Here is a 22,744-nt window from a genome sequence, read left to right as displayed (position 1 = left end):
GGGAGGGTTCTTTCGGGTCGGGGTCAGCTGAAGACGACGGTGCTGGTGCCGTTCATCAGAACGCGATTCTCGCTGTGCCAGCGCACCGCTCGCGAGAGGGCGAGTGCCTCGGCATCGCTGCCGACGGTCGCCAGACGGCGCGGGTCGTGGGTGTGGTCGATGCGGATCACCTCCTGCTCGATGATCGGTCCCTCGTCGAGGTCGGGGGTCACGTAGTGCGCGGTGGCGCCGACGTACTTGACGCCCCGCTGGTGGGCTTGGTGATAGGGCTTGGCGCCCTTGAAGCCGGGCAAGAACGAGTGGTGGATGTTGATCGCCCTGCCACGCAACGCAGTACACGTCTCGTCGGAAAGGATCTGCATGTACCGGGCCAGTACCACGAGATCGGCGTCGTACTCGTCGACGAGTCCGAGCAGTCGGGATTCGGCCTGCGCCTTGGTATCCGGGGTGACCGGCACGTGATGGAACGGCAACCCGGCCGATACCGCCATCGGCTCGAGAGCCGTATGGTTGGACACCACCGCGACCAGGTCGCCGCCGAGAGTGCCCGAGCGCCAACGGAACACGAGATCGTTGAGACAATGACCGAGCGTCGAGACCATCACCAGAATGCGTTGCGGCGCTTGATCGGTGATCGTGAACTCGGCGTCGATACCGGCCGCGAGATACTCGAAGGCGCGGGTCATCTCCTCGGCGCCGGCCTCGCGCGCGCACACGAACTCCGTGCGCACGAACAACGTGTGGGTGAGCGGGTCGTCGAACTGCCGGTGATCGGCCACCTCGCATCCGTGGCTGTAGAGAAATGACGAGACGGCATGCATGATGCCGCTGCGCGACGGACAACGCAGGGTGAGGATGAACGTGTCAGACATGGCCGGGTCCTTCTGTGCTGGTGCAATACTCCGCTGCCGCGTCGGTGTGGCAATACTCCGCTGCCGCGTCGGTGTGGCAATACTCCGCTGCCGCGTCGAGCAGCCAGTGGGCGAGGTAGTCGGCGAAGGAGGAACGCACCAGCAGAGCGAATCCCGACGCCGGGTCGTCGCCGGAGCGATGCAGGATGACCCCGGTCTGCGCGAGCAGGGTCTGCGCGGCTTCGTCCGGGCCGAACGATTCCGGTGCGAGGTCGATCGCGCAGCCGTGTGCGAGGACGGTGCGCGCGTGCTCACCCGCCAGGAGCAGGCGGGTGCGCTGCCCGCTGGCATCCATCAGAAAGGTGCCGGGTTGGGCGTCGCCGAGTCGCCCGGTGACCTCGGCGAGGTACTCGTGGCCGGGGATCCCGGGCCGGTACAGCAGCCATTCGTCGGGGCCCAGCCAGATCGCCACCTCGCCCCGGTCACCGTCATCACCGTCGCCATCCGCACCGCCGCGACGGACGTGGCAGGCCGCCGGCAGATCCAGACGCGCGATCGCGTTCGCGTCGGTGGTCCGGACCACCACCTGCGCGACAGGTGACTCGCACACCTGCACCGCAGGGGCCAGGGCGGCGAAGGCGCTCGCCCAGCCGTGCAGGGGCGACCGAGAGGTACAGGTGTGCTCAACCATCACGACGAGCTCCTTCCAGATCGACGAAAACCGTTGTGGTGACCTCGACTTCGACCAATCGATCACCGATTGGCACATCGAGGAGGGCGCCGATCCGCTCGCGTCCACCCTTGACCAGGGCGAGGGCGAACGGCCGACCGAGTTCGGCACTGCGGTAACTCGAGGTGACATGCCCGAGCATCGCGACCGGCGGTGCCGGCAGCGTGCGGTCGGCGCGGTGGGCGATGATCTGCGAACCCTCCGGGAGCTTCGTGGCACTGTCGGTGGGCAGCAATCCCACCAGGTGCTTGCGGTTCGGGTCCTGATTCGACGGCCGGTCGAAGGAGCGTTTGCCGAGGAAGTCGACCTTCTTCTTCGACACCACCCAGCTCATCCCGAGATCATGCGGGGTGACGGTGCCGTCGGTGTCCTGCCCGATGATCGGGTACCCCTTCTCGGCGCGCAGCACGTGCATCGTCTCCGTGCCGTACGGGGTGATGCCATACGGTGAGCCCGCGTCGATCAGTGCACGCCACAGGGTTTCGGCGTACTCGGCGGCCACATTGACCTCGTAGGCGAGCTCACCGGAGAAACTCACCCGGCCCAGCCGCACCGGGACCCCGCCGAAAGTGGTGTCGCGCCAGTCCATGAAGCCGAACGCCTCATTGGTGACGTCGAGGTCGGGGAACACCGCGCCGACGACCTCACGCGAGTGCGGCCCGACCACCGGGAACGTGGCGACATGGTCGGTCAGCGACGTCGTGAACACCTGCAGATGCGGCCACTCGGTCTGATGCCACTCCTCCATCCAGTCCAGGATCGTCGCGGCGTTGCCGGTGGTGGTGTAGACGGTGTAGCGGTCCTCGGCGATCCGCATCACCGTGCCGTCGTCGAGGACCATCCCGTCGGGCCCGCACATGACGCCATAGCGCACCTTGCCGACCTTCAGGGTGCTCATCAGGTTGGTGTAGAGCAGATCGAGGAAGACCGGTGCGTCCGGGCCGGCCACATCGATGACCCCGAGCGTGGATCCGTCGAGGATGCCGACTCCCGAACGGACGGCACCACATTCGCGCAGCACCGCCGATTCCATGTCCTCGCCGCCGCGCGGGTAGAACCGCGGACGCTTCCACTGCCCGACGTCCTCGAAGATCGCACCGCGCTCGATGTGCCACTCGTGTAACGGGGTCCGGCGGATCGGATCGTAGAGGTCGCCGCGGTTGCGTCCGGCCAGCGCGGCGAACGAGACCGGCGTGTAGGGCGGACGGAAGGTGGTGGTGCCGGCGTCGGAGACGTCGACCCCGAGGAGTTCGGCGACGATGCCGGAGGCGACGATCCCCGACGTCTTGCCCTGATCGTGGCCGGTGCCGATGGTGGTGTAGCGCTTGACATGCTCCACCGACCGCATACCCGCGCCGACCGCTCGCTCGACGTCGGCGACGGTCGCGTCGCGCTGCAGGTCCACGAAGGACGACTCCGGCTCCGACTGCGGCACATGCCAGTACACGGCCGTCGCGGCCGGGGTGCGGTCGGCGGTGCGCGGTACACCGCGGTACTCGGGCAGCACCGCACCGAGGGCACGCAGCGCGGTGAGACCGGCCCGCCTGCCGTCGGTCAAACAGGAGCCGGTGGTCAACAGTCCGGCTGCGGCACCGGCAATATCGGTATTCGGGAGGGTGCCGGTGGGCAGGAAGGCGGCGGCGTCGGCGTCGAAGGCGATGGCACCCCGCAGCTGACTCCACAGGTGCGCCGTCGGATTCCAACCACCCGACACCAGTACGGTGTCGCAGCCAATGATGGTGCCGTCGAGCAACTCCACGGCCTCGACGGACTCGTCGCCGATGGCGCGCACCACCGCATCGGAGGTGCGGACGTCAATACCGAGATGTGTGGCGCGCTCGAGCAGATCCGACGAGACGTGCGGCCGCACGTCGACAAGGGCCGCGATGTGCACACCCGACTCGGCAAGGTCGAAGGCGTCGGCGTACGCGGAGTCGCAGGCGGTGAACACCATGGCTTCTCGGCCGACGAGTACCCCGTACCGGTGCAGGTAGTCGGCGGCGGCTCCGGCGAGCATCACGCCGGGAATATCGTTGGTGCCGAACACGATCGGGCGCTCGTGCGCACCGGCCGCGATGACGATCCGTTTCGCTCGGATGCGGTGCACGCGTTGCCTCGAGATCCGGGTCGCTGCCCCGAGAAGAGAGGACTCGCCGAGATGATCCGTGCGGCGTTCCACCGCCAGCACGAAGCCATCGTCGTAGCCACCGAATGCGGTGGTGCGGACGAGTCGGGTGGTGTGCGGGTGTGCGTCGAATTCGGCGACCGCGTCGGCGACCCAGGGGGCGCCGGGGGTGGCGCCCCCGGGTTCGGGGCGTTCGTCGACGAGCATGACCCGCGCGCCGGCGCGGGCGGCCATCACCGCCGCCATCAGACCGGCGGCACCGGCGCCGACGACGAGCACCTCGGGATGGTGATGCAGTGAATCGTAACGGGCGGTGTCGATGTCGGCGGACAGCTTGCCCCATCCGGGGACGCCGTGCGCGACGAGCCCGGGACAGAGTTCGATCATGGTGGCCGGCACCATCGGTTCGCTGTAGGGGGCGTCGATCCCGACCTGGGCGGTGGCATCCTCCGACCACGAGCCGGTGATCCCGCGGACGCGACCGAGATTGACGCTGCTGGTGATGGTGCGGACGCCGTTGGCCAGCAGTGCCGAGGCGAGCGTATCGCCGGCGTAGCCGGTGTAGGTGACGCCGTCGAAGACGAAGTCGATGGGTCGGGTGCGGTCGAGGCGACCGCCGGTGGGGGTGCGGAGATCGGTGAGTGAGTGGGTCATCGGCGTGGCCCGGGAGCTGAGGTCGACACCGGGGCGGCGACCGGCGTTCCGGTGAACCGGTAGGTCACGGTGTCTCGGGTGATGGTGAACCACCGTCGGCAACCGGCGCTGTGGCACCAGCGTTCGGCGAGAACACCTTTCGGGTTCGGACGGAAGAACAGATAGTCGGCCCACTCGTCGTTGTCGAGGGTCTGCGGCTGCGCGGGATACTCGACGCCCGCGGCGGCGCCGTAATGGAACTCGGTCTCCTCGCGCGGCCCGCAGTGCGGGCAGGGAATCAGTTGCATGGGCTTCTCCGGGCTTGTGTGGAGTCGATGGTCTGCGCTGGTGCGCCGGCGGACTAGTGCGCCACGGCGGCCGCGCCGTGCTCGTCGATGAGTCGACCGGTGGTGAACCGGTCGATGGTGAACGGGGCGTTGATCGGGTGGGGTGCGCCGGTCGCGATGGTGTGGGCCAGGCACCAGCCGACAGCAGGGGTGGCCTTGAATCCTCCGGTGCCCCAACCACAATTGACGAAGAGGTTGTCGTAAGGGGTGGCGCCGAGGATGGGGGAGGCGTCGGGGGTGACGTCGACGATGCCGCCCCAGGTCCGGAGCAGCCGGGCGCGGGCGAAGATCGGGAACAGCTCGACGGCGGCGGCCATCTGTCGTTCGATGATGTGGAACGCGCCGCGTTGGCCGTAGCCGTTGTAGGAGTCGACGCCCGCACCCATCACGAGTTCTCCCTTGTGAGCCTGGGAGACGTAGACGTGCACCGCATTCGACATGACGACGGTCGGATGGACGGGTTCGAGGAGCTCGGAGACGAGGGCCTGCAGCGGATGGGATTGCAGCGGCAAGCCGAAGCCCAGTTGATCGGTGAGAGTGGACGTGTGCCCGGCGGCGCACAGGGCGACGGTGCCCGCCCCGATGCGCCCGCGTGAGGTGTTGACCGCGGTCACCTTGCCGTCGGTGGTCTCGAACCCGGTGACCTCGCAGTTCTGGATGATGTCGATGCCTGCGGTACTGGCGCTCCGCGCGAATCCCCAAGCGACCCAGTCATGTTTGGCGATCCCACCGCGCGGCTGGAAGGTCGCCCCCATGACCGGGTAACGAATGTCGGCGGAGGTGTTGACGATCGGGCAGATTTCGGCGACCTGCTTGGGGTCGAGCCATTCGGCGTCGATTCCGTTGAGCCGGTTGGCCTCGACCCGGCGAACGGAGTCGCGGACGTCCTGCTCGGTGTGTGCGAGATTGAGAACGCCCCGCTGACTGAACAGGATCGGATATCCGAGCTCCTCTTCGAGACCCTCCCAGAGTTTCAGTGCGTGTTCGTAGATGCCTGCGCTCTCATCCCACAGGTAGTTGGACCGGATGAGCGTGGTGTTGCGGGCCATGTTGCCACCGGCGAGCCAACCACGTTCGAGGACGACCACATTGGTGATGCCGTGATTGCGCGCGAGATAGTGGGCGGTGGCGAGCCCGTGCCCGCCGCCGCCGACGATGACGACGTCGTAGGTGGGTTGGGGCTCGGGGTTGTGCCAGAGGAAGTCGGGGTGCTCGGGTAATCCGGCGCCGGGAGCGGAGCGAGCGGGCCGAGTGGAGCCGGCGCCGGGAGCGGAGCGAGCGGGCCGTGTCGGTTGGGCGCCGGGAGCGGAGCGAGCGGGGTCGGGGGTCATGGTGTCCTCAGAAATCGATGACGACGGGGGAGATGGGTTCGGAGCAGCAGAGCAGGATCTTGCCCTGCTCGATCTCGCGGTTGCGGATGCCGCCCTGATGGTTCATGACGACGTCGCCGGAGACCTTGGTGACCTTGCAGGAGCCGCACAGGCCGACGCCGCAGGTCGAGGGGAGGGTGACGCCGGCGGCCGCGGCGGCGGCGAGGATGCTGCTGCCCGCGGTGACGTTGACGCGGCGGGCGCGGCGGGTGAAGTCGACGGTGATGCCGGGGCCGTCGTCGTCGGTGGGCGTGGGCAGGACGAAACCGAAGCTCTCCTCGTGGATGTGGGCGAGACTGGCGCCGGATGCGATCAGCGCGGACCGGACGCCGCTGCGGAATTGTCCGGGGCCGCAGAGGAAGACCTCGCGGTCGGCGAGGTCGGGGCACATGCGTAGGAGGGTGGCGGCGTCGAGGCGCCGGGGAGCGGTTGCCGACGGGTCGTCGAGGTGTGCACGGGTGAGGGCGAAGGCCACGTCGAGTCCGGGGTGGGCGACGGAGAGTTGTTCGAGTTCGGCCCGGAATGGGATGTCCTCGAGGGTGCGGGCGCTGTGGATGAATACGATGTCGGTGTGCTCGCCGGAGCGGTACGGCCCGGACGTGGTGCCGTCGGTGGCGGCGCGGATCATCGACATGATGGGGGTGATCCCGCTACCCGCGGAGATGAACAGGTAGCGTTCGGCGCCTTTGCCCATGTAGCTGAATCGGCCGAGGGGACCGCTGGCGGTCATCGTCATGCCTGGTGTCATGTTGTCGTGCAACCAGTTCGACACGTGGCCGCCGGTCTTGCGTTTGACCGAGATGGACAGGGTGTCGGGGCGGGTCGGCGGTGAGGAGATGCTGTAGCAGCGTTGCACGGTGCGGCCGTCGATGGTGACCCCGATGGTGAGGAACTGTCCGGGGTTGAACACGAAGGTGTGGGGTTCGACGGCGCGAAAGGTGAACGTCGTCATGTCGTGGGTCGCCGGGGTGCGTTCGACACAGACCAGAAGGTGTTCGTCGCTCATCAGGCGCTCTCCGGAATCTGTGACACCGGTTGCGCCACTTGATGTGTGACGCCCAGTGTGGTGCGCAACGCGGTGATGTACCAGTTGATGAAGGCCTCGACCTGGACCTCGGACGGGCCGTACGGGCCGGGAAGGTAGGCGGGGTCGGCGATGCCCTGGTGGGCGAGGGCGACGAGGTCGGCGTCCTGCTGGTTGGTGATCTCCCAGACGCCGGTCAGCCGGTCGAGGTCGTAGTCGACGCCTTCGACGGCGTCGGCGTGGACCAGCCAGGTGGTGCGGACCAGGGTTTGGTCGGGGGCGAGCGGGATGGCCGAGAAGAGCACGGCGTGGTCGCCGGTGATGTGCAGCCACATGTTGGGTTGCAGGTGCATCGAGAGGCGACCGAGTCGGCGATCGGGAAGGGCGTCGGCGAGCGGGCGGGTGCAGGCGACGGTGCCGTCGAGGGTGAACGATTCGCCGGCAAGATCCATCGGCTCACGCTCGATGTGGAAACCGGTTGTGCGCGTGTCGAGTTGAACGATCCGATCATAGGGCAGTCCGCGTCGTCGCCACAGGTCGGTCATCTCGTCGGTGGCCTGACGATATCGGGCGGTGGCGGGACGGAGCCGTTCGGGGATGGCGTCGGAGTCGGCGAAGCCCCAGATCGGGAAGAACACGTTGAGCAGTTCCGGATGCCCACCGCAGTGATAGCACTCGCGGTTGTTCTCCATCGTGAGTTTCCAGTTGCCGTTCTCGATGAGATCGGTCTGTTTGGCGACCTTGGCGTTCCCGAGACCGTGGGGTTCGAGGTAGGGCGTGACGATCGCGGCGACCTCGTCGATGTCGGCGGGCGGCTCGTCGGCGAGGCAGATGAAGATCAGCCCGGCGATCGTGCGGAGCGCGACCGGCCGGAGTGAGAAGCACTTCTTGTCGAAGCCGGGCGCCTGCGCGTCGGCGAACATCAGCCGGCCGTCCATACCGTAGGTCCAGGAATGGTAGGCGCAGACGATGGTGCCGGTGCTGCCGTGGTCGTCGGTGAGCAGCCGGGCGCCGCGGTGCCGACAGACGTTGTGGTGGGCACGGACGACCTGCTCGTCATCGCGGGCGATGATGACCGAACTGCGGCCGAGATTCACCGTGAGGTAGTCACCGGGCTCGGCGATCTCGGCTTCGGTGGCGACGAAGATCCACCGCTTGGCGAAGATCTCGTCGAGGTCGCGGTCGAACCACTCCCGGTCGACGTAGAACGGGGCGGGCAGGCTCTCGCCGACGACGCGCTCGTCGAGGAGCGCTCTGGCGGCCGGGTCGAGTCGGTCGGATTCGGCTCCCGCCTCGGCGGCGCCCGCGACCATGTTTGCGGTCATGGGAGATGAATGCCTCTCTTGGCCAGTGATTTTCACGTGGGAATCGATATGTGGATATGCGCGCCGGGTGGGCGGGCTCCGCGAACCACCCCAGCTACCGCATCAACGTCTGTAGTTGCACTATGCGCAACACCGCGCACGTGATGCAACAAGTGTGCGGTCTATGGCAGACGATGTCAACCGCATCGGAGACGGCCTTTTCCGAGGCCGTCCGACTTGTCGGTTCGAGCAATGTTGTGCCGGGCGCATGCCACCGATTTCGGTGCGCAAACCACTAGCCTGGCGGGATGAAGCGGGGAGCGCTGACGCGGCTGATACCGCCGGCATTGGCGGGCTATCAGCGCTCGTGGCTGCGGGCCGACCTGGTCGCGGGATGCACCCTCGCGGCCGTGGCGATCCCCGAATCGATGGGCTACAGCGCCATCGCGCATGTGCCGGTGGTTGCCGGTCTGTACACGATCATCCTGCCGACGATCGTGTTCGCGCTGATCGGCTCGTCCCGGCTGATGGTCGTCGGCGCGGACTCGGCGACCGCGGCGCTGCTGGCATCGGGTATCGCCGGGCTCGGTGTGGCAGGGCTGGTGCCGGACTCGCAGGCGTGGCTGCAGTGGGCGTGCCTGATCGCGATCGTCACCGGTGGACTGCTCGCGGTGGCCCGGTTGCTGCGCCTGGGATTCCTCGGCGACTTCTTGTCCACCTCGGTGCTCATCGGATTCCTCGCGGGCACGGGTGTCACCGTCATGACCGGCCAGGTCCCCGCAATGCTGGGACTGTCGAGCACCGACGGCTCGATCTGGTCGCGGTGGTGGGCGATCCTCACCCATCTTGGCGACATCAATTGGGGAGCGGTCGGATTTGCCGCGGTCACCTTGGTCGCGCTGCTGGCGGGCGGGCGCCTGATGCCCCGTTTCCCGGCCGCCGTCGTGGTGGTCATCGGGTCGATCGTCGCCGTCGCGGCCTTCGGATGGTCCGCGCACGTTCCGGTGGTCGGGTCGGTCCACGGTGGCCTCCCGTCCTTCGGATGGCCGGGCGGAATGGGCTCGGGAGGAATGGGATTGGGGGAGATCGCGAAGGCCACCACTGTCGCATTCGGCTGTGCGCTGGTGATTCTCGCCCAGAGCGCTGCGACCGCACGCAGCTTCGCGCAGCGGCACGGGCAGAACGCCGACATCAACCGTGACGTCCTGGGGCTGTCGGGGGCCAATCTGGTGGCGGGCTTCTCCGGCACCTTCGTCGTCAACGGCAGTCCCACCAAGACGCAACTCCTCGACGACCAACGCGGCCGCACCCAGGTCGCGAATCTGACGATGGCGGTGATCGCGTTGCTGGTGGTATTCGCCACCGGTGTGCTGGCCCGTCTGCCGCATGCGGTGCTGGCGGCGATCGTGTTCCTGATCGCGCTGCGTCTCATCGACGTCCACGGGTTCGTGCGGATCTGGCGGGTTCGGCGGGTCGAGTTCGGTATCGCGGTACTCACCGCGGTCATCGTCGTCGTGTTCGGTGTGCAGGTCGGTATCGTCGCGTCCATGGTGGTCTCGCTGCTCGAACTGGTTCGACGCCAATACCGGCCCGAACGTTTCGTGCTGGGCGTCAGCGGTGGCGGCCGGCCGCGGTACGAGTCGGCGACGCCGGGCAGTCAGTCGCTGCCGGGCCTGATCGTGTTCCGGTACGACGCGGAGCTGTTCTACGCCAACGCCGGTCGTTTCTCCGACGACGTCATGCATCTGGTCAAGCAGGCGCCGGACCCGGTGCGGTGGCTGGTGCTCGACGCGTCGGCGATGACCGACGTCGACTACTCGGCGTCAACGGTACTCACCGATCTGATCGGCTATATCCATTCCCGCGGTGCGCATTTCGCGCTCGCCGGTGTCGATCCCGAGTTGCAGCAGACACTGCGCACCGATGGGATACTCGCCGAGTTGAATCCCGACCACATCTTCGCCTCACTCGAGGATGCGCTGCGCGCCTACCTGCAGGCGCATCCGGAGTCCGCGCCGCCCGGTTACGATCCGTCCGCGCTCGACCTCCCACCGGAAACCCGGGGACAATGATGCGTTTCTCGTCGGTGGTGCAGGCGTCGGCCGCGGTTGCGGCGACCCGCTCACGCACCGCGAAAACCGCTGTGCTCCGCGAACTCCTCGCCACCGCCGCCGACGAGGTGGGTCTTGTGGTGGCGTGGTTGTCGGGTGAGATTCCGCAGGGCCGCCTCGGAATCGGCTGGCGCACCGTGCGAGGAATCGATGTGGCGCCCATCCCCGACGAGGAGTCGCTGCTGACGGTGTCAGAGGTCGACGACACCTTCACCCGGTTGGCAACGACGTCGGGAGCCGGGGCGGTGGCTGCCCGAGTGGAGTTGCTGGGCAACCTCTTCGGCCGCGCCACCGCCGACGAACAGAACTTCTTGCTCCGGTTGCTCACCGGCGAACTGCGGCAGGGCGCGCTCGCCGGTGTGATGGTGGAGGCGATCATCGCCGTGTCCGAGCAACCTGCGCCCCTGGTCCGTCGAGCGCACATGCTCACCGGATCACTGTCGGAGACCGCGACATCGGCGATCGACGGTGGCCGTGCCGTCTTGGAGGGCATCGGTCTGCAGGTGGGGCGGGCGGTGTCGCCGATGCTGGCGACACCCGCGGAGGATCTCGACTCGGCGTTGGCCAGCCTCGGAGCGGATCTCGTCGTCGACCACAAACTCGACGGAGCCCGCATCCAGGTGCATCGCGACGGTGATGAGGTGGCCGTGTTCACCCGCACCCTCAACGACGTGACGGCACGGGTACCGGATCTCGTCGCCGCAGTGCGGGAGCTGCCGCTGCGATCGGTGATCCTCGACGGCGAGACCCTGACCCTGTTCGACGACGGCCGGCCCCGTCCGTTCCAGGAGACGATGAGTCGGTTCGGGTCGATGGTGGAGGAAGACCCGGGGGTCGACAGCGGTCCGCGGTTGTTGCGGCCCTTCTTCTTCGATTGTCTCCATCTCGACGGCGAGGATCTGATCGACCGTCCGCTCGTCGAGCGGCTCGACGCGCTGGATTCGTTTGCGCCGCATCTGCGCATCACATCGGTACGCAATCCGACGCCCGAGCAGGCCCGGCATACCCTCGAGGCGGCTTTGGTCGCCGGTCACGAGGGGGTCATGGTGAAGTCGTTGTCGGGTCCGTACGCGGCCGGTCGACGAGGTAAGGCCTGGCAGAAGGTGAAGCCGGTGCACACCCTCGACCTCGTCGTCCTCGGCGCCGAGTGGGGGTCGGGGCGCAGGACCGGATACCTCTCGAACATCCATCTGGGAGCGCGTGATCCCGATGGGGGTCCGCCGGTGATGGTCGGCAAGACCTTCAAGGGACTCACCGACAAACTGCTCCAGTGGCAGACCGAGGAGTTCCCGAAACACGAAGACCACCGCGATTCGTGGACGGTCTACCTGCGCCCCGAGATCGTCGTCGAGATCGAACTCGATGGTGTACAACGCAGTTCGCGGTACCCGGGTGGAGTGGCTCTCCGATTCGCCCGCGTGCTGCGGTACCGTCCCGACAAGACCGCCGACCTCGCCGACACCATCGATGCGGTGCGCGGGCTTTTGCGGTGAGGCGTGGGCCGAATCCGGTTCTGGTGCAATGGGTCTCGAGGCTCGCCGCACGCGGCTCGCACCTCGACCATCGGGAGGGGAGGCGACTCGTCGTCGACGGATGCTCGCGCCCTTCCCGCCTGACGATCGGATGCTGACGCCCTCCCCGCCTGATGGCTTTCCCTCCCGCTGGTCGAGGTGCCGAGGAGCGATAGCGACGAGCCTCGAGACCCCTTGTGCCAAAGTAATTCCGGGCCACGGTGGTTCGTTTCCAGCTCTGCCGCAGCTGGTCTCGAGGCTTGCCGCACGCGGCTCGCACCTCGACCATCGGGAGGGGAGCCGTCCATCCGGTGATCGAAGCCTCCCCGTGCGGGAATGCCCAGCCCTTCCCATCCCGGTGGTCGAGGTGCCGAGGAGCGCCAGCGACGAGCCTCGAGGCCTGTTGTGCCGACAGGTTTCCGGGCCACGGTGGCACGCGCACCTCGGCCATTGGGTGGGAACAATCTCTATGGAGTTCTCAAACAACAGATGCGGTCCCGGCGATGCCGGGTGCAAGGAATCAGGTAGTGGGGCAGGGTAGGTCAGGCTGCGGCGTCGTCGAGTCGCATGGTCCGTCGGTGATACGACGGCACCGGCCGGCGTTGCGGATCGATGCTGGCGGGTGGGATCAGCCAGGGGTGTCGGTCGAAGCCCATGATGATGTCCCAGCCGTGGTGGTGCACATCATCATGACAACTGGTGCAGAGGAGGCAGCCGTTGTCGAGGTCTGTGGGACCACCCTTACTCCAGTGGACGAGGTGGTGTCCTTGGCAGCGTCCGGCGTGTGCACCGCATTTGATGCATCCGCGATCACGCACGAGTAGGGCTTTGCGTTGCCCGGGGGTGAAGAAGCGTTTCGCCTCGCCAACACTGAGCGGTACACCGTTGGGATCGAGCATGATCTTGGTGATCGTGGTATCACACGACAACAGTTTCGCGGTGGCTTCGGTGATGGCACCCATGTTCTGCAAATCGCCGCCGAGCGCCGGGTTGTCCGCCGACCAGGTCCACAACAGTCCGTTGGTCGGTTTCGCCGAGAACGTGGTGTCGGCCAATCCTTGTGCCGCCAACTCCACAATCGTTTCGAACGCGGCCGCGCAGATCTGTTCGGGTGTCCGGGGATCGGGGGAACCGTCGGGTTGAGGCTTGGGCGCCGACAAGGTTTCCATCAAAGTACGTGTTTTCTCCCCGGCGACGATGTCGAGGTTCGCCGAGATTTCCAACCGTCCGTCGTCGGTGATGCGGTCGGTGTAGGAGTTGATCGTCTTGTCCTCCGCGGCCGGTAACCCGCCCGGTGTCTCGGCCGCCAACTCGTTCCCCAGCTGCCGCGCGTAGGTGGTGATCTCGGCGGGGGTGAATCCGGCGAAATAGTGCGACAAGAGTTTCCGCAAGAGCTCACACCGTTGGACGGTGTCGAGGGGTTCGGGGCATCGGGTGTCGATGTGCGCCAACCCGCGGACGATGGCGTCGGTGTGTTCGGACGAGATGGACCCGTCCGCTGCATGCGCCAACAACAGGTCGACATCGGTGGTGGCGGCGACCCGCACATACCGACTTGCGACGGCGGGTGCGCAACCCATGCTGATCAACAACTCCCGCAGCCGGGTGGTCTTGTGGTCGGCCACGCCCAGCCGGTCCAGTTCGCCGGTGAGGGTGGTGGCGTGGTGATCAACCAGGTTCCGCAGCAACAGGACTTGCTTCATCGCACCGAAAGCTTGTGGCCCGGTCATCTCCGGATCCCATTGCAGGTCGCTGAGTTGGGTGACGATGTCGGCAAAGAGTGCTTCGGCGTCAAGAGCTTCGGTGGTGTCGATCATTGGCCCCTCCCCAGTGGCTGATCGGTGTGATGGCTCCATCGTACTCGAACATTTGAATTAAGGCAAGGGTGTTCGATGAGTGTGTGGAGAGAAAGGTGCTTGTGGACAACGGGTTTCGGGGGTGGGCTGGCGGCAGTTTTCTGTCGGTGGGGTGTGGTAGGGGGTGCGGCTTTTCGTTTGTCTTGCTCTCGATGTGGTTGGGAAGCTTGTTGTCTCACCGTCTCGAGGCTCGCCGCACGCGGCTCGCACCTCGACCATCGGGGGAAGACTATCGAGCACAGGGGTCTCGACCATCGGGGGGAAAGGCTCTCGAGCGGGGGGAAAGGCTACCGAGCATCGGGAGAGGGGTTGTCGAGCATCGGGGAACGGCTCTCGCGGATTGGGGGGGAGAGTGCTCGACAGTTGGAGCGGGAGCCGCAAGTCAGTTGAGGGGAACCGTGATTCGGGTGCGAACTCGACGTTGGATGTCGCTGATCTCGCGAACGCCTTCGCTGAGCATGCTGCGTTCCAAGGGGCTGAGATCGCTGAGGACGATGACGTCGCCGGGGGTGTGGCCGGCGCGGAGCTGGGTGATCTGGTGACGAAGCCGCAGGCGTTGGGTCATGGCGAAAACCTCATGCAGCAGTGAGGCTTCGGCGGAGGTGAGGGTGCCGACGTCGACGGCGCTGTGCAGGCGCGCAGGGGTGGGAGCCGAGGTGATCCCCGCAGTCAGGCCGGCCCAGCGTGCGAGGTTCACGATGGGTGCGATGACGTGCGCCTTCAGGTCAACGGTCCCGCCGCGACGGGACAGGACGTCGCGCAGGCTCCGTACGCGCGGCCGCAGCGACAGCGCGTTGAGCAGTTGCAGGCGTAGGGCTTCGGGATGGTCGGCCGGCATCGACGAGAACGCCAAGGGTGCGGTGTGCAGGCTTTCGGGACCGAGGATGACGCGGCCGTCGATGAGCAGCGACGACATGATGAGCCCGTGATCGGCGAGTGGTGCTGACAACCATCGTCGTGCTGCGAGCAACCAATCGTCGCAGGAGCGGGAGAAACTCGGCGAGAAGGCCACGGCACCATTGGTGTCGGCGGGCAGACCGCAATCGTCGAGGATCGTGTGTGTGCGGCGGGCCAGCGCACGGAACTCGTCCGCCGAACGGTCGCCGTCGTCGATCCAGCTGAGGGCCGAGTCGACGTCGGAGGACGGCATCGCCTCCCGCCGCGCCACGCTACCCAGGGTGATCCAGGCGAAGCCCGACAAGTCGGGGTGATCCTCTAGCGCGAGTTCGACGGCACGGCGGGCAGTGGTGTCGATGATCAACGACAGCACACCGCACGTGGATTCCGCATCGAGGCCCGCGCTCACGAGGTCATCGGCCAAACGTGGCATGGCCTGGGTTGCCGATGCGAGTGCGGCGGCGTCGGTGGCATGAGCGATCCGTCGCTGCAGTGAGCCGCCACGGCTCGCGGCGACCAGCAGATCGGTCTCCTCCAATACCCCGATGGCGCGGCCCCGCGGAGAACACACCGGCATGTGACGAACGCCGGCCTCCAACATCTCCAGCCAGGTGGTGATCGCGTAGCGTCCGGCGTCGACGGAGCGGGCCGGTGCGGTCATCACCTCGGCGACCGGCACATCCGGTGACCGTCCGGCACCGACGACACGGTGGGTGACGTCGCTTTCGGTGACGATTCCCAGTGTGCCGTCGGGCAACTCGATGAGCGCACACGATTGGCCGGCTGTACCCATCGCGCGCACCGCCTCGACGACGGGGGTGTGCGGAGCGACGAACACCGGAGCGTCGCGGATCAACGACGACACCCGCGTCGTCGACGACCAGCCTGCGGTGGGTGCGGGCCGGGCGGAGATCGACTGCCAGGCCGACTCGGCGAGGAAGGTCAGTCCCGACCGTCTGCCGAGCACGGCCCGCACCTCGTCGGCGGGCAATGCGATCGCCGACGCCGGCTCGGCAGCACGCGCGACGAACCGTGCCTCACCGCCGATGATGAGTGGTATGTAGCCGAACAATGCTCCTGGGCCCAGGGTTTCGAACACCTCTGGGCGATCGAGTTCTGCCCCAGGAGCCGTCAGCTCGACCCGTCCGGCGCGCACCATGAACACCGCATCCGCGGAGCCGTGACCGTATTCGGCGATGACCTCCCCGGCGCGAAATCGACGGACGCTCGCGCCCGCGGCGATCCGGGCCAGCTCATCGTCGGCCAGTTCCTGGAAAGGTGAATGGGCTCCCAGGAATTCGACGGTGTCGGAGTCCTCGGCCCCGGCCATCACTCAGGTACCGGACCGGATCAGGTCGGCGCACTTCTCGGCCATCGTCATCACCGTGATGTTGGGGTTGACGATCGGCAGGTTGGGCATCGCCGAGGCGTCCACGACCCGTAAACCGGTGACACCCTTGACCTTCAGGGTCGGATCGAGCACCGCCATCGGGTCGTCGGCGGCACCCATTCGCGCAGTGGCGGCCGGGTGGTAGACGGTGTTGTGGGTCTTGTGGAAGTAATCGATGATCTCGTCGTCGGAGGTGACGTCGGGGCCCGGGGCGAGTTCGCGGGCCACCCATTCCCGAAGCGGTGACTGCTCGGCGATGCGGCGGGCGAGCTTGACACCGGCGAGCATGACGCGTTCGTCGTGGCCGTCGGGATCGGTGAAGTAGCGCGGGTCGACCTTGGGCCGGTCCCGGAAATCCTGTGACCGCAGACGTACGGTTCCGCGTGATCGTCCCTGGGTGACGTTGGGGGTCAGGCAGAATCCGTTCTCGGTGGTCGGATAGCCCCAGCGCAGGGTGTTCATGTCGAAGGGCACACTGCCGTAGTGCATCATCAGATCCGAATGGTCCAGCCCCTCCTGGGTGGTGGTGAACAATCCGATCTCCCACCACTGGGTGGAGTCGGTGACCATCGGGCGGGCGGCCTCCCAGAAAACGAGGCCCTCGACGTGGTCGTCGAGGTTCTCGCCGACTCCGGGGGAGTCGACGCGCACGGTCACGCCCATCTCGCGCAGATGCTCGGCCGGTCCGATCCCGCTGAGCATCAAGAGTTTCGGCGTATCGATGGCACCGGCGGTGACGATCACCTCGCGGTTGGCGGTCACCTCGTCATAGCCGGTGAGGTCGGGGCGTTGGAATCGAACTCCGGTGGCGCGCAACGAATCGTCGATCAGGATCTCGCTGATCCAGCTGTCGGTGAGCACGGTGAGGTTGGGGCGGGTGCCGAGAATGGGATGCAGGTACGCGTGCGAGGTCGACATGCGCTCGCCGGCCTCGTTGGCGTTGATCTGAAACCATCCGGCACCGTTGAGATGCCACTGGTCGCGATTGAATTGCACGGTGGGCAAGCCGACCTTCGCGGCGGCGTCGAGGACGGCCTGGCCGCACGGGTCCACCGGCGGAACGTCACGCAACCGGACCGGTCCGTCGTGGCCGTGCGGATAGCCCTGGTAGTCGCCGTCGGCGACGTTGTTCTCGACGCGGGAGACGTAGGGCAGCACGTCGTCCGGTCCCCAGCCGGTCGCGCCGGCCGCCTCCCAGTCACGCAACCCCTGGGCCAACGGCCAGAACGCGATACACGAGTTGTGCGAGGAACACCCGCCGAGCACCTTGGCGCGGGCGTGCCGCATGAAGCTGTTCCCGCGTTCCTGTGGTTCGACCGGATAATCCCAGTCGTACCCGGAGTCGAGCAGGTGCATCCACTCCTTGAGTACCAGGATGTTGGGATCGTCGACGTCGCTGGGCCCGGCCTCGATCAGGCAGACCGTGACGGCCGGATCCTCGGAAAGGCGTGCGGCGAGCACACATCCGGCGGTCCCGCCACCGGCGATGACGTAGTCATAAGAGGTCATGAGCGTGCTCAGATCCTTTCGGGGGTGATATGACGAGGCGGGATACGACCGGCAGAACAGTCGCTCACAGTCCGCCGCCGATCTCGTCGGCGGTGGGCAGCCTCGTTGCGGTGGAATGGGATTCGAGTACACCGATGTGGCGACGGCCGACGGTGAGGTACCAGACGAAACCGACGCCGAAGATGATGCCGATGTAGACGAAGGCGCCCCAGGTGTTGTACCAGGGTTCGCCATAGATCTCCGAGCGTGGCCACGCCAGGTTGAGTGCCATGCCCACACCCCAGACCACGGCGACGATGTTCACCAGCAGGCCCCACCGGCCCATGGTGAAGTATCCGCCCTCGGCGAGGTCCTTCGGCGGCCATTCCCCGCGGACTCGTTTGAGCAGCAGCGGTGCGGTCACCAGGAGGTATGCCAGGTAGATCATGATGATCGCGATGGAGGTGAGCACGGTGAATATCTGCGCCTGATCGATGTTGATCACGAGGATCAGCACCGCGACGAGACCGATGACGATGGCCGGGATCACCGGTGTCTGGCGGGTGGGATGTACGGTGGCCAGTTTCTCACCGAAGGGCAAGGCGTTGTCGCGGGCCATCGCGAACATCAGTCGGATGGCGGCGGTGTGCACGGCCAGCGAACAAACGGTGACCGCCACGACGATCGCGACGAGGAAGACCTTGCCCGCCGGCCCCCACATCACCTGCTCGACGATGTATTGCAGGCCGCCGCCGAGGGTTCCGAGTTCGGGGTCGTCGAGGTTGGGCGCGCTCATGATGGCGAAGACCAGGATGGCGCCGCCGATGACGAACGAGGCGAGAATGGCTCGGAGGATCGCCTTGGGTGCGGTGCGGCGAGGTTCGACGGTCTCCTCGCCGAGTGAGCTGGCAGTGTCGAAGCCGTACATCACATATCCCGAGGCGAGCGATGCGACCAGGAACGCACCGAGATAGCCGCCGCTCTCACCGGCGCCGTAGCCGTTGGTGGAGAAGAAGACCTGCGGACCGCGAGTGATGTTGCAGGCCAGGATGATCGCGATCAGTACCGCGGCGATGAGCTCGACGAACACGCCGACCGAGTTGATCAGCGCCATGAGTTTCACACTCCAGGCGTTGATGGCCGTGGTAAAGGCGATGAGGATCGCGCCGAGGATGACGGCGTTGACGGCCGCGTCGGTGGCATCGGAGGCGTCGCCGTAGATCTGGAAGCCGCTCCACAGCCGCGGCAGGTTGAGTTGCAGGGCGAGGACGACCGCCGAGAGGGTGACCACCGATGCGGTGAACATCAGCCAGCCCGAACTCCAGCCGACGACCTGGCTGCCGAGCCGCTTGGCCCAGTTGTAGACCGACCCGGCGACCGGGTACTTGGCGGCGAGCTCCATGAAGCACAGTGCGACGCAGAGCTGTCCGACGAAGACGATCGGCCATGACCAGAGATAGGCCGGGCCCGCGGTGCCGAATCCGAAATAGAACAGCTGGAAGGTGCCGGTGAGGATCGAGATGTAACTGACGCCCGCGGCGAAGCTGGCGAACTTGCCGATGGAGCGGTCGAGGGACTCCTTGTAGCCGAAGTCGGACAGGCCGTACGATTCGTCCGCCGAATCCTTCGGCGCACCAGTGGGAGCTGTACTCATTGATCGTCCTTCTGTTGATCATCCTCGTGCGGAGTGAACCACTGCGACGCCGACGGCGCGGTGTTGTGCCAGATATGTTTGGTCTCTTGGTATTCCGCGAGACCGGTGGGGCCGAGTTCACGTCCGTTGCCGGACTTCCCGAATCCGCCCCATTCGGCTGCCGGGGTGTAGTAGCCGAAGTCGTTGAGCCACACCGTCCCATGGCGCAGCGCGCGCACCATGCGTTCGCCCAGCGCGGCGTCGGAGGTGCGCACCCCGGCCGCCAGCCCGTAATCGGTGTCGTTGCCGAGGGTGAGTGCCTGCTCCTCGGTGGTGAATCGCTCGACGGTCAGGATCGGCCCGAAGGTCTCGTCGCGGACCACCGACATCGTGCGATCGCAGTGGTCGAAGATGGTGGGCGCGAACCAGTATCCGCCGGGTGCGAGTCCCTCACGCTCGGGATGTCCACCGCCGCAGCGCAACTGTGCGCCCTCGGCGATGGCCGACGCGACGTGGGCGTTCATCTTGTCCAGCTGGGTCTGTGACACCAGGGGACCGGTCTTGGCGGCCGGGTCGAGCCCGTTGCCCATGACGATCTGGTCGGCCCGGGCGACGAGGGCGTCGACGAAGTCGTCGGCGATCGATTCGTGGACGATGAGCCGCGTTCCGGATGAGCAGACCTGGCCCGAGTGCAGGAACACCCCGGCGAGTACCTGTTCGACCGACGAGTCCCAGTCGGCGTCGGCGAAGACGATGTGCGGGTTCTTTCCGCCGAGTTCGACGGCGACCTTGGTGACGTGACGCGCGGCGGTCTCGGAGATGATCCGCCCGGTGGCGAGCCCGCCGGTGAACGAGATGAAATCGACCTCGTCGGTGTCGGTGAGTGCGGCACCCAGCGACGAACCGGCTCCCTGAACGAGATTCAGCACACCTGCAGGCACACCGGCCTCCTCGCACAACCGGACGAACGCGATGGTGCTCAGCGGGGTGACCTCGCTGGGCTTGGCGACCATTGTGCAACCGGCGGCCAACGCAGGGGCGATCTTCCACGAGATCTGCAGAAGTGGATAGTTCCACGGTGCGATCAGCACACAGACCCCGATCGGTTCGCGCACCACCCGACTGATCACCCCGGGCACCCCGGTGTCGACGGCCCGATCGGCCTCGGTCTCCACCAGACTTGCGTAATAGCGGAAAACCGACTCGACGTCGTCGATGTCGATCTCGCTCTCGGCCAGTGTTTTTCCGGTGTCGAGGGTCTCGATGCGGGCGAGTTCGGCCTTGTCCCGGACGAGGAGATCGGCGATGCGGCGTAGCAGTGCGGCGCGTTCGGCGACCGGGGTGGCCGGCCACCGGCCGTCGTCGAAGGTGGTGCGGGCGGCCGCGATCGCCGCAGTCACGTCCTCGGGGGTGGCCTCGTCGACCCGGATGAAGCTCTCACCGAGCGCGGGGTCGATGATCTCGCGGGTACCGCCGTCGGCGGCGTGATGCCACCGCCCGGCGGTGAACAGTTGGGCCTCGCCCAGAAGCGGTGATGAAAAGGTGTCCGACGAGACGGATTGATCGGTGGTGCTCACGTGAAGTGGCCTCTCCGCGTTGGTGGATGGTGTTCTCACGACTGATGACGAAGACGGGGGTGACGAAAGACGGGATGAACATGACGAGACTGCGAACACGAACGAGTGCGTGGGACGCGCCCACGGTGGCGGTCAGGGCTCGCACGGGCGCGTGGACGTGCGCGAGCCCCTGCGGACGGCGGGTCACAGTGTTGCTCTGTGCGCAACTCTGCGCACCTGTTGCAACAAGTGTTGTGCCAGCCCGGTGTTCTGTCAATAGGTGAGGAACCCATGGCTGCGCCGGCTCCCGTCACCGAGAGGACGTGAGCCGGTCTGGGCGTCATGATCAGCGCAGCGGGAGCTCGGCGACGATCGAACCGGGAGACGTTGCGCCGGCGGCGGGTTCGACACTGAAGCCCAGCGCCGTCGCGTCGCCGATATGGGGGATGACCGCAGTCGTCGATGGTGCGACGTCCTTGTCGGTCATCGTGCCGGCCAGGGTGGCGCCCTGCGGGCCGAGTAGCCACATTTGATAGACGGTGCCGGGCTGAGGTGGTGGCACGTCGTTCATCACGAGGACCGCCGCGTCGGCGCGCTCGGAGTAGGTCACCGACGCCCGACCGGTGGCCACCGACCCGGAGCTCGTCCGAACGTCCTTGGCGCTGAACACCTTGGCGGCGGTGGGCTGTTCGGTGGTGGTCTTGCTCGACAGTCCACTGCCGATCGCCCACCCGATGGCCCCGACCGCGACGGCGACCACCGCGGCAGCGGCGAGATAGGCAATCCGACGTCCGGTCCGGGTGACGTCGGGAGCGGCCGCGGCACCGCCCGACGCGACGGACTCCGGGGCATCCGAGCGTGCGGGGTCGTCGGTCGATCGCGGGCGGATCTCGCGGACACCGGCGGTGGTCGGGTGGGCGGCCTCGCGGGCCTCGGCCGTGGCCGCAGCCAACAGTCGGTCACGCAGCTCGGCGGGCGGGGTCATGGCGGTCGACGCGCTGACCGCGGCCATCGTCTCCCGGGTCGCGGCCACGAGCGCGTCGAACTCCGCGCGCACCGCGTCGTCGGCCTGCGCACGCCGGCGTCGGACCGAGTCCAGTTCTGCCGGCGACAGGGCATCGAGTCCCATCAGCGGCGCCATCGCGAGCAACTCGTCGTCAGACATCCCGATCCCCCAGGCATTCCCGCAGACGCGCCAAACCGTCCCGGATGCGCGACTTGATCGTCGGCAGTGCGACCGAGAGCTGCTCGGCGACCTCCCGGTACGTCAGCCCGCGGTAATAGGCCAGCGACACCGACTCGCGTTGGATGTCGGTGAGACTGCCCAGGCAGTTGATGACGCGTTCACGTGCCTCGCGGACCTCGACGGCGTCGGCGACCTGATCGAAGCTGATCGTCGCCGTGGCCTGGCTGTAGGTGGTCTCCCGCCGATCGCCGGCGACCTCGGAGCGCACCCGGTCGACCGCGCGTCGGTGCGCCAGGGTGATCAACCAGCTCAGCGCCGACCCGGCCGCCGGATCGAACTTGTCGGCCGACCGCCACACCTGCAGGAACACCTCCTGCGTGGTCTCCTCGCTGTATCCCGGATCGCGCAGAACGCGAAGGACCATGCCGTACACGCGATCCCCGGTCCGGTCATAGAACTCGGCGAAGGCCGCCGAGTCGCCGTCGGCGATCCGCGCCAGCAGATCCGGCAGTGCCGCGTCCTCGCGGCCGTCGGTTGCCGTCACCTCGACGCCTCTGATCTCATCGCCGATCACCCTAACCCGCGGCAGGGGGCCACTCAACGATTCGGGTGTCCGGCTCGCCCGGAGATCTCCCGGTGCGGTCGCCGACGGGCCGAGCAACGGTGACACCGGGCGGCCGTCCGGCTGTGTCATCGGGAGGCCTGCCGGCCGGGTCATCGGGAGGCCTGCCG

16 protein-coding genes are annotated in these 22,744 nt (G+C 66.9%); 2 read left to right on the top strand and 14 right to left on the bottom strand.

The window, feature by feature from the left end; genetic code table 11:
• Positions 1–23 precede the first annotated feature (23 nt).
• From purU to P3L18_RS07400, 7 genes are read right to left on the bottom strand one after another with little or no spacing between them, the layout of a single operon-like run.
• A complete protein-coding gene (gene purU, locus P3L18_RS07430) occupies positions 24–872 on the bottom strand; it encodes a formyltetrahydrofolate deformylase (RefSeq protein ID WP_079928396.1) in 849 nt (282 codons plus the stop codon).
• A complete protein-coding gene (locus P3L18_RS07425) occupies positions 865–1,542 on the bottom strand; it encodes a sarcosine oxidase subunit gamma family protein (RefSeq protein WP_043456106.1) in 678 nt (225 codons plus the stop codon). Before P3L18_RS07425 ends, purU begins: the two co-directional genes overlap by 8 nt.
• Positions 1,535–4,360: a 2Fe-2S iron-sulfur cluster-binding protein gene (locus P3L18_RS07420; RefSeq protein ID WP_276113743.1), complete on the bottom strand. Its 2,826-nt coding sequence runs from the start codon at positions 4,358–4,360 to the stop codon at positions 1,535–1,537. Before P3L18_RS07420 ends, P3L18_RS07425 begins: the two co-directional genes overlap by 8 nt.
• Positions 4,357–4,647: a sarcosine oxidase subunit delta gene (locus tag P3L18_RS07415; protein WP_094601600.1), complete on the bottom strand. Its 291-nt coding sequence runs from the start codon at positions 4,645–4,647 to the stop codon at positions 4,357–4,359. The genes P3L18_RS07420 and P3L18_RS07415 overlap by 4 nt, the downstream gene beginning before the upstream one ends.
• Positions 4,648–4,700: 53 nt before the next feature.
• A complete protein-coding gene (locus P3L18_RS07410) occupies positions 4,701–6,017 on the bottom strand; it encodes a sarcosine oxidase subunit beta family protein (RefSeq protein ID WP_276113742.1) in 1,317 nt (438 codons plus the stop codon).
• A 7-nt stretch (positions 6,018–6,024) separates the two neighbouring features.
• The gene (locus tag P3L18_RS07405) at positions 6,025–7,062 is read right to left on the bottom strand and encodes a hybrid-cluster NAD(P)-dependent oxidoreductase (RefSeq protein WP_020172743.1); all 1,038 of its coding nucleotides are present in this window, start codon (positions 7,060–7,062) and stop codon (positions 6,025–6,027) included.
• Positions 7,062–8,405 (bottom strand): aromatic ring-hydroxylating dioxygenase subunit alpha, encoded by a 1,344-nt coding sequence (locus P3L18_RS07400; RefSeq protein ID WP_006369085.1) that lies wholly within the window; start codon positions 8,403–8,405, stop codon positions 7,062–7,064. The genes P3L18_RS07405 and P3L18_RS07400 overlap by 1 nt, the downstream gene beginning before the upstream one ends.
• A gap of 287 nt (positions 8,406–8,692) precedes the next feature.
• Here P3L18_RS07400 and P3L18_RS07395 point away from each other — a divergent pair, with 287 nt between their 5' ends.
• Complete coding sequence (locus tag P3L18_RS07395) at positions 8,693–10,456, top strand: SulP family inorganic anion transporter (RefSeq protein ID WP_276113741.1); 1,764 nt, start codon at positions 8,693–8,695, stop codon at positions 10,454–10,456.
• Positions 10,456–11,988: an ATP-dependent DNA ligase gene (locus tag P3L18_RS07390; protein ID WP_276113740.1), complete on the top strand. Its 1,533-nt coding sequence runs from the start codon at positions 10,456–10,458 to the stop codon at positions 11,986–11,988. Before P3L18_RS07395 ends, P3L18_RS07390 begins: the two co-directional genes overlap by 1 nt.
• Before the next feature lie 560 nt (positions 11,989–12,548).
• Here P3L18_RS07390 and P3L18_RS07385 read toward each other — a convergent pair.
• The 7 genes from P3L18_RS07385 to sigK form a co-directional block, all read right to left on the bottom strand.
• Entirely contained in the window at positions 12,549–13,823 is a 1,275-nt protein-coding gene (locus P3L18_RS07385; protein WP_276113739.1) for an HNH endonuclease signature motif containing protein, read from the bottom strand.
• Positions 13,824–14,244: 421 nt separating this feature from the next.
• Positions 14,245–16,089, bottom strand: coding sequence for a putative nucleotidyltransferase substrate binding domain-containing protein (locus tag P3L18_RS07380; protein WP_276113738.1), 1,845 nt, complete (start codon positions 16,087–16,089; stop codon positions 14,245–14,247).
• Positions 16,090–16,092: 3 nt separating this feature from the next.
• On the bottom strand, positions 16,093–17,658 hold the full coding sequence (locus P3L18_RS07375) for a GMC family oxidoreductase N-terminal domain-containing protein (protein WP_276113736.1): 1,566 nt from the start codon (positions 17,656–17,658) through the stop codon (positions 16,093–16,095).
• 64 nt (positions 17,659–17,722) lie between these two features.
• Entirely contained in the window at positions 17,723–19,291 is a 1,569-nt protein-coding gene (locus P3L18_RS07370) for an amino acid permease (RefSeq protein WP_276113735.1), read from the bottom strand.
• Positions 19,288–20,796, bottom strand: a complete 1,509-nt coding sequence (locus P3L18_RS07365; protein ID WP_196813469.1) for an aldehyde dehydrogenase family protein — start codon at positions 20,794–20,796, stop codon at positions 19,288–19,290. Before P3L18_RS07365 ends, P3L18_RS07370 begins: the two co-directional genes overlap by 4 nt.
• Positions 20,797–21,172: 376 nt before the next feature.
• Entirely contained in the window at positions 21,173–21,991 is an 819-nt protein-coding gene (locus P3L18_RS07360; RefSeq protein WP_014358384.1) for an anti-sigma factor, read from the bottom strand.
• On the bottom strand, positions 21,984–22,571 hold the full coding sequence (gene sigK, locus P3L18_RS07355; protein ID WP_269210520.1) for an ECF RNA polymerase sigma factor SigK: 588 nt from the start codon (positions 22,569–22,571) through the stop codon (positions 21,984–21,986). Before sigK ends, P3L18_RS07360 begins: the two co-directional genes overlap by 8 nt.
• Positions 22,572–22,744: the final 173 nt, after the last annotated feature.

This window comes from Gordonia sp. N1V, assembly GCF_029269935.1.
Taxonomy (GTDB): domain Bacteria; phylum Actinomycetota; class Actinomycetes; order Mycobacteriales; family Mycobacteriaceae; genus Gordonia; species Gordonia polyisoprenivorans.
The sequence above is the reverse complement of the archived record's forward strand: the minus strand, read 5'-3'. Positions and strand labels throughout refer to the sequence as shown.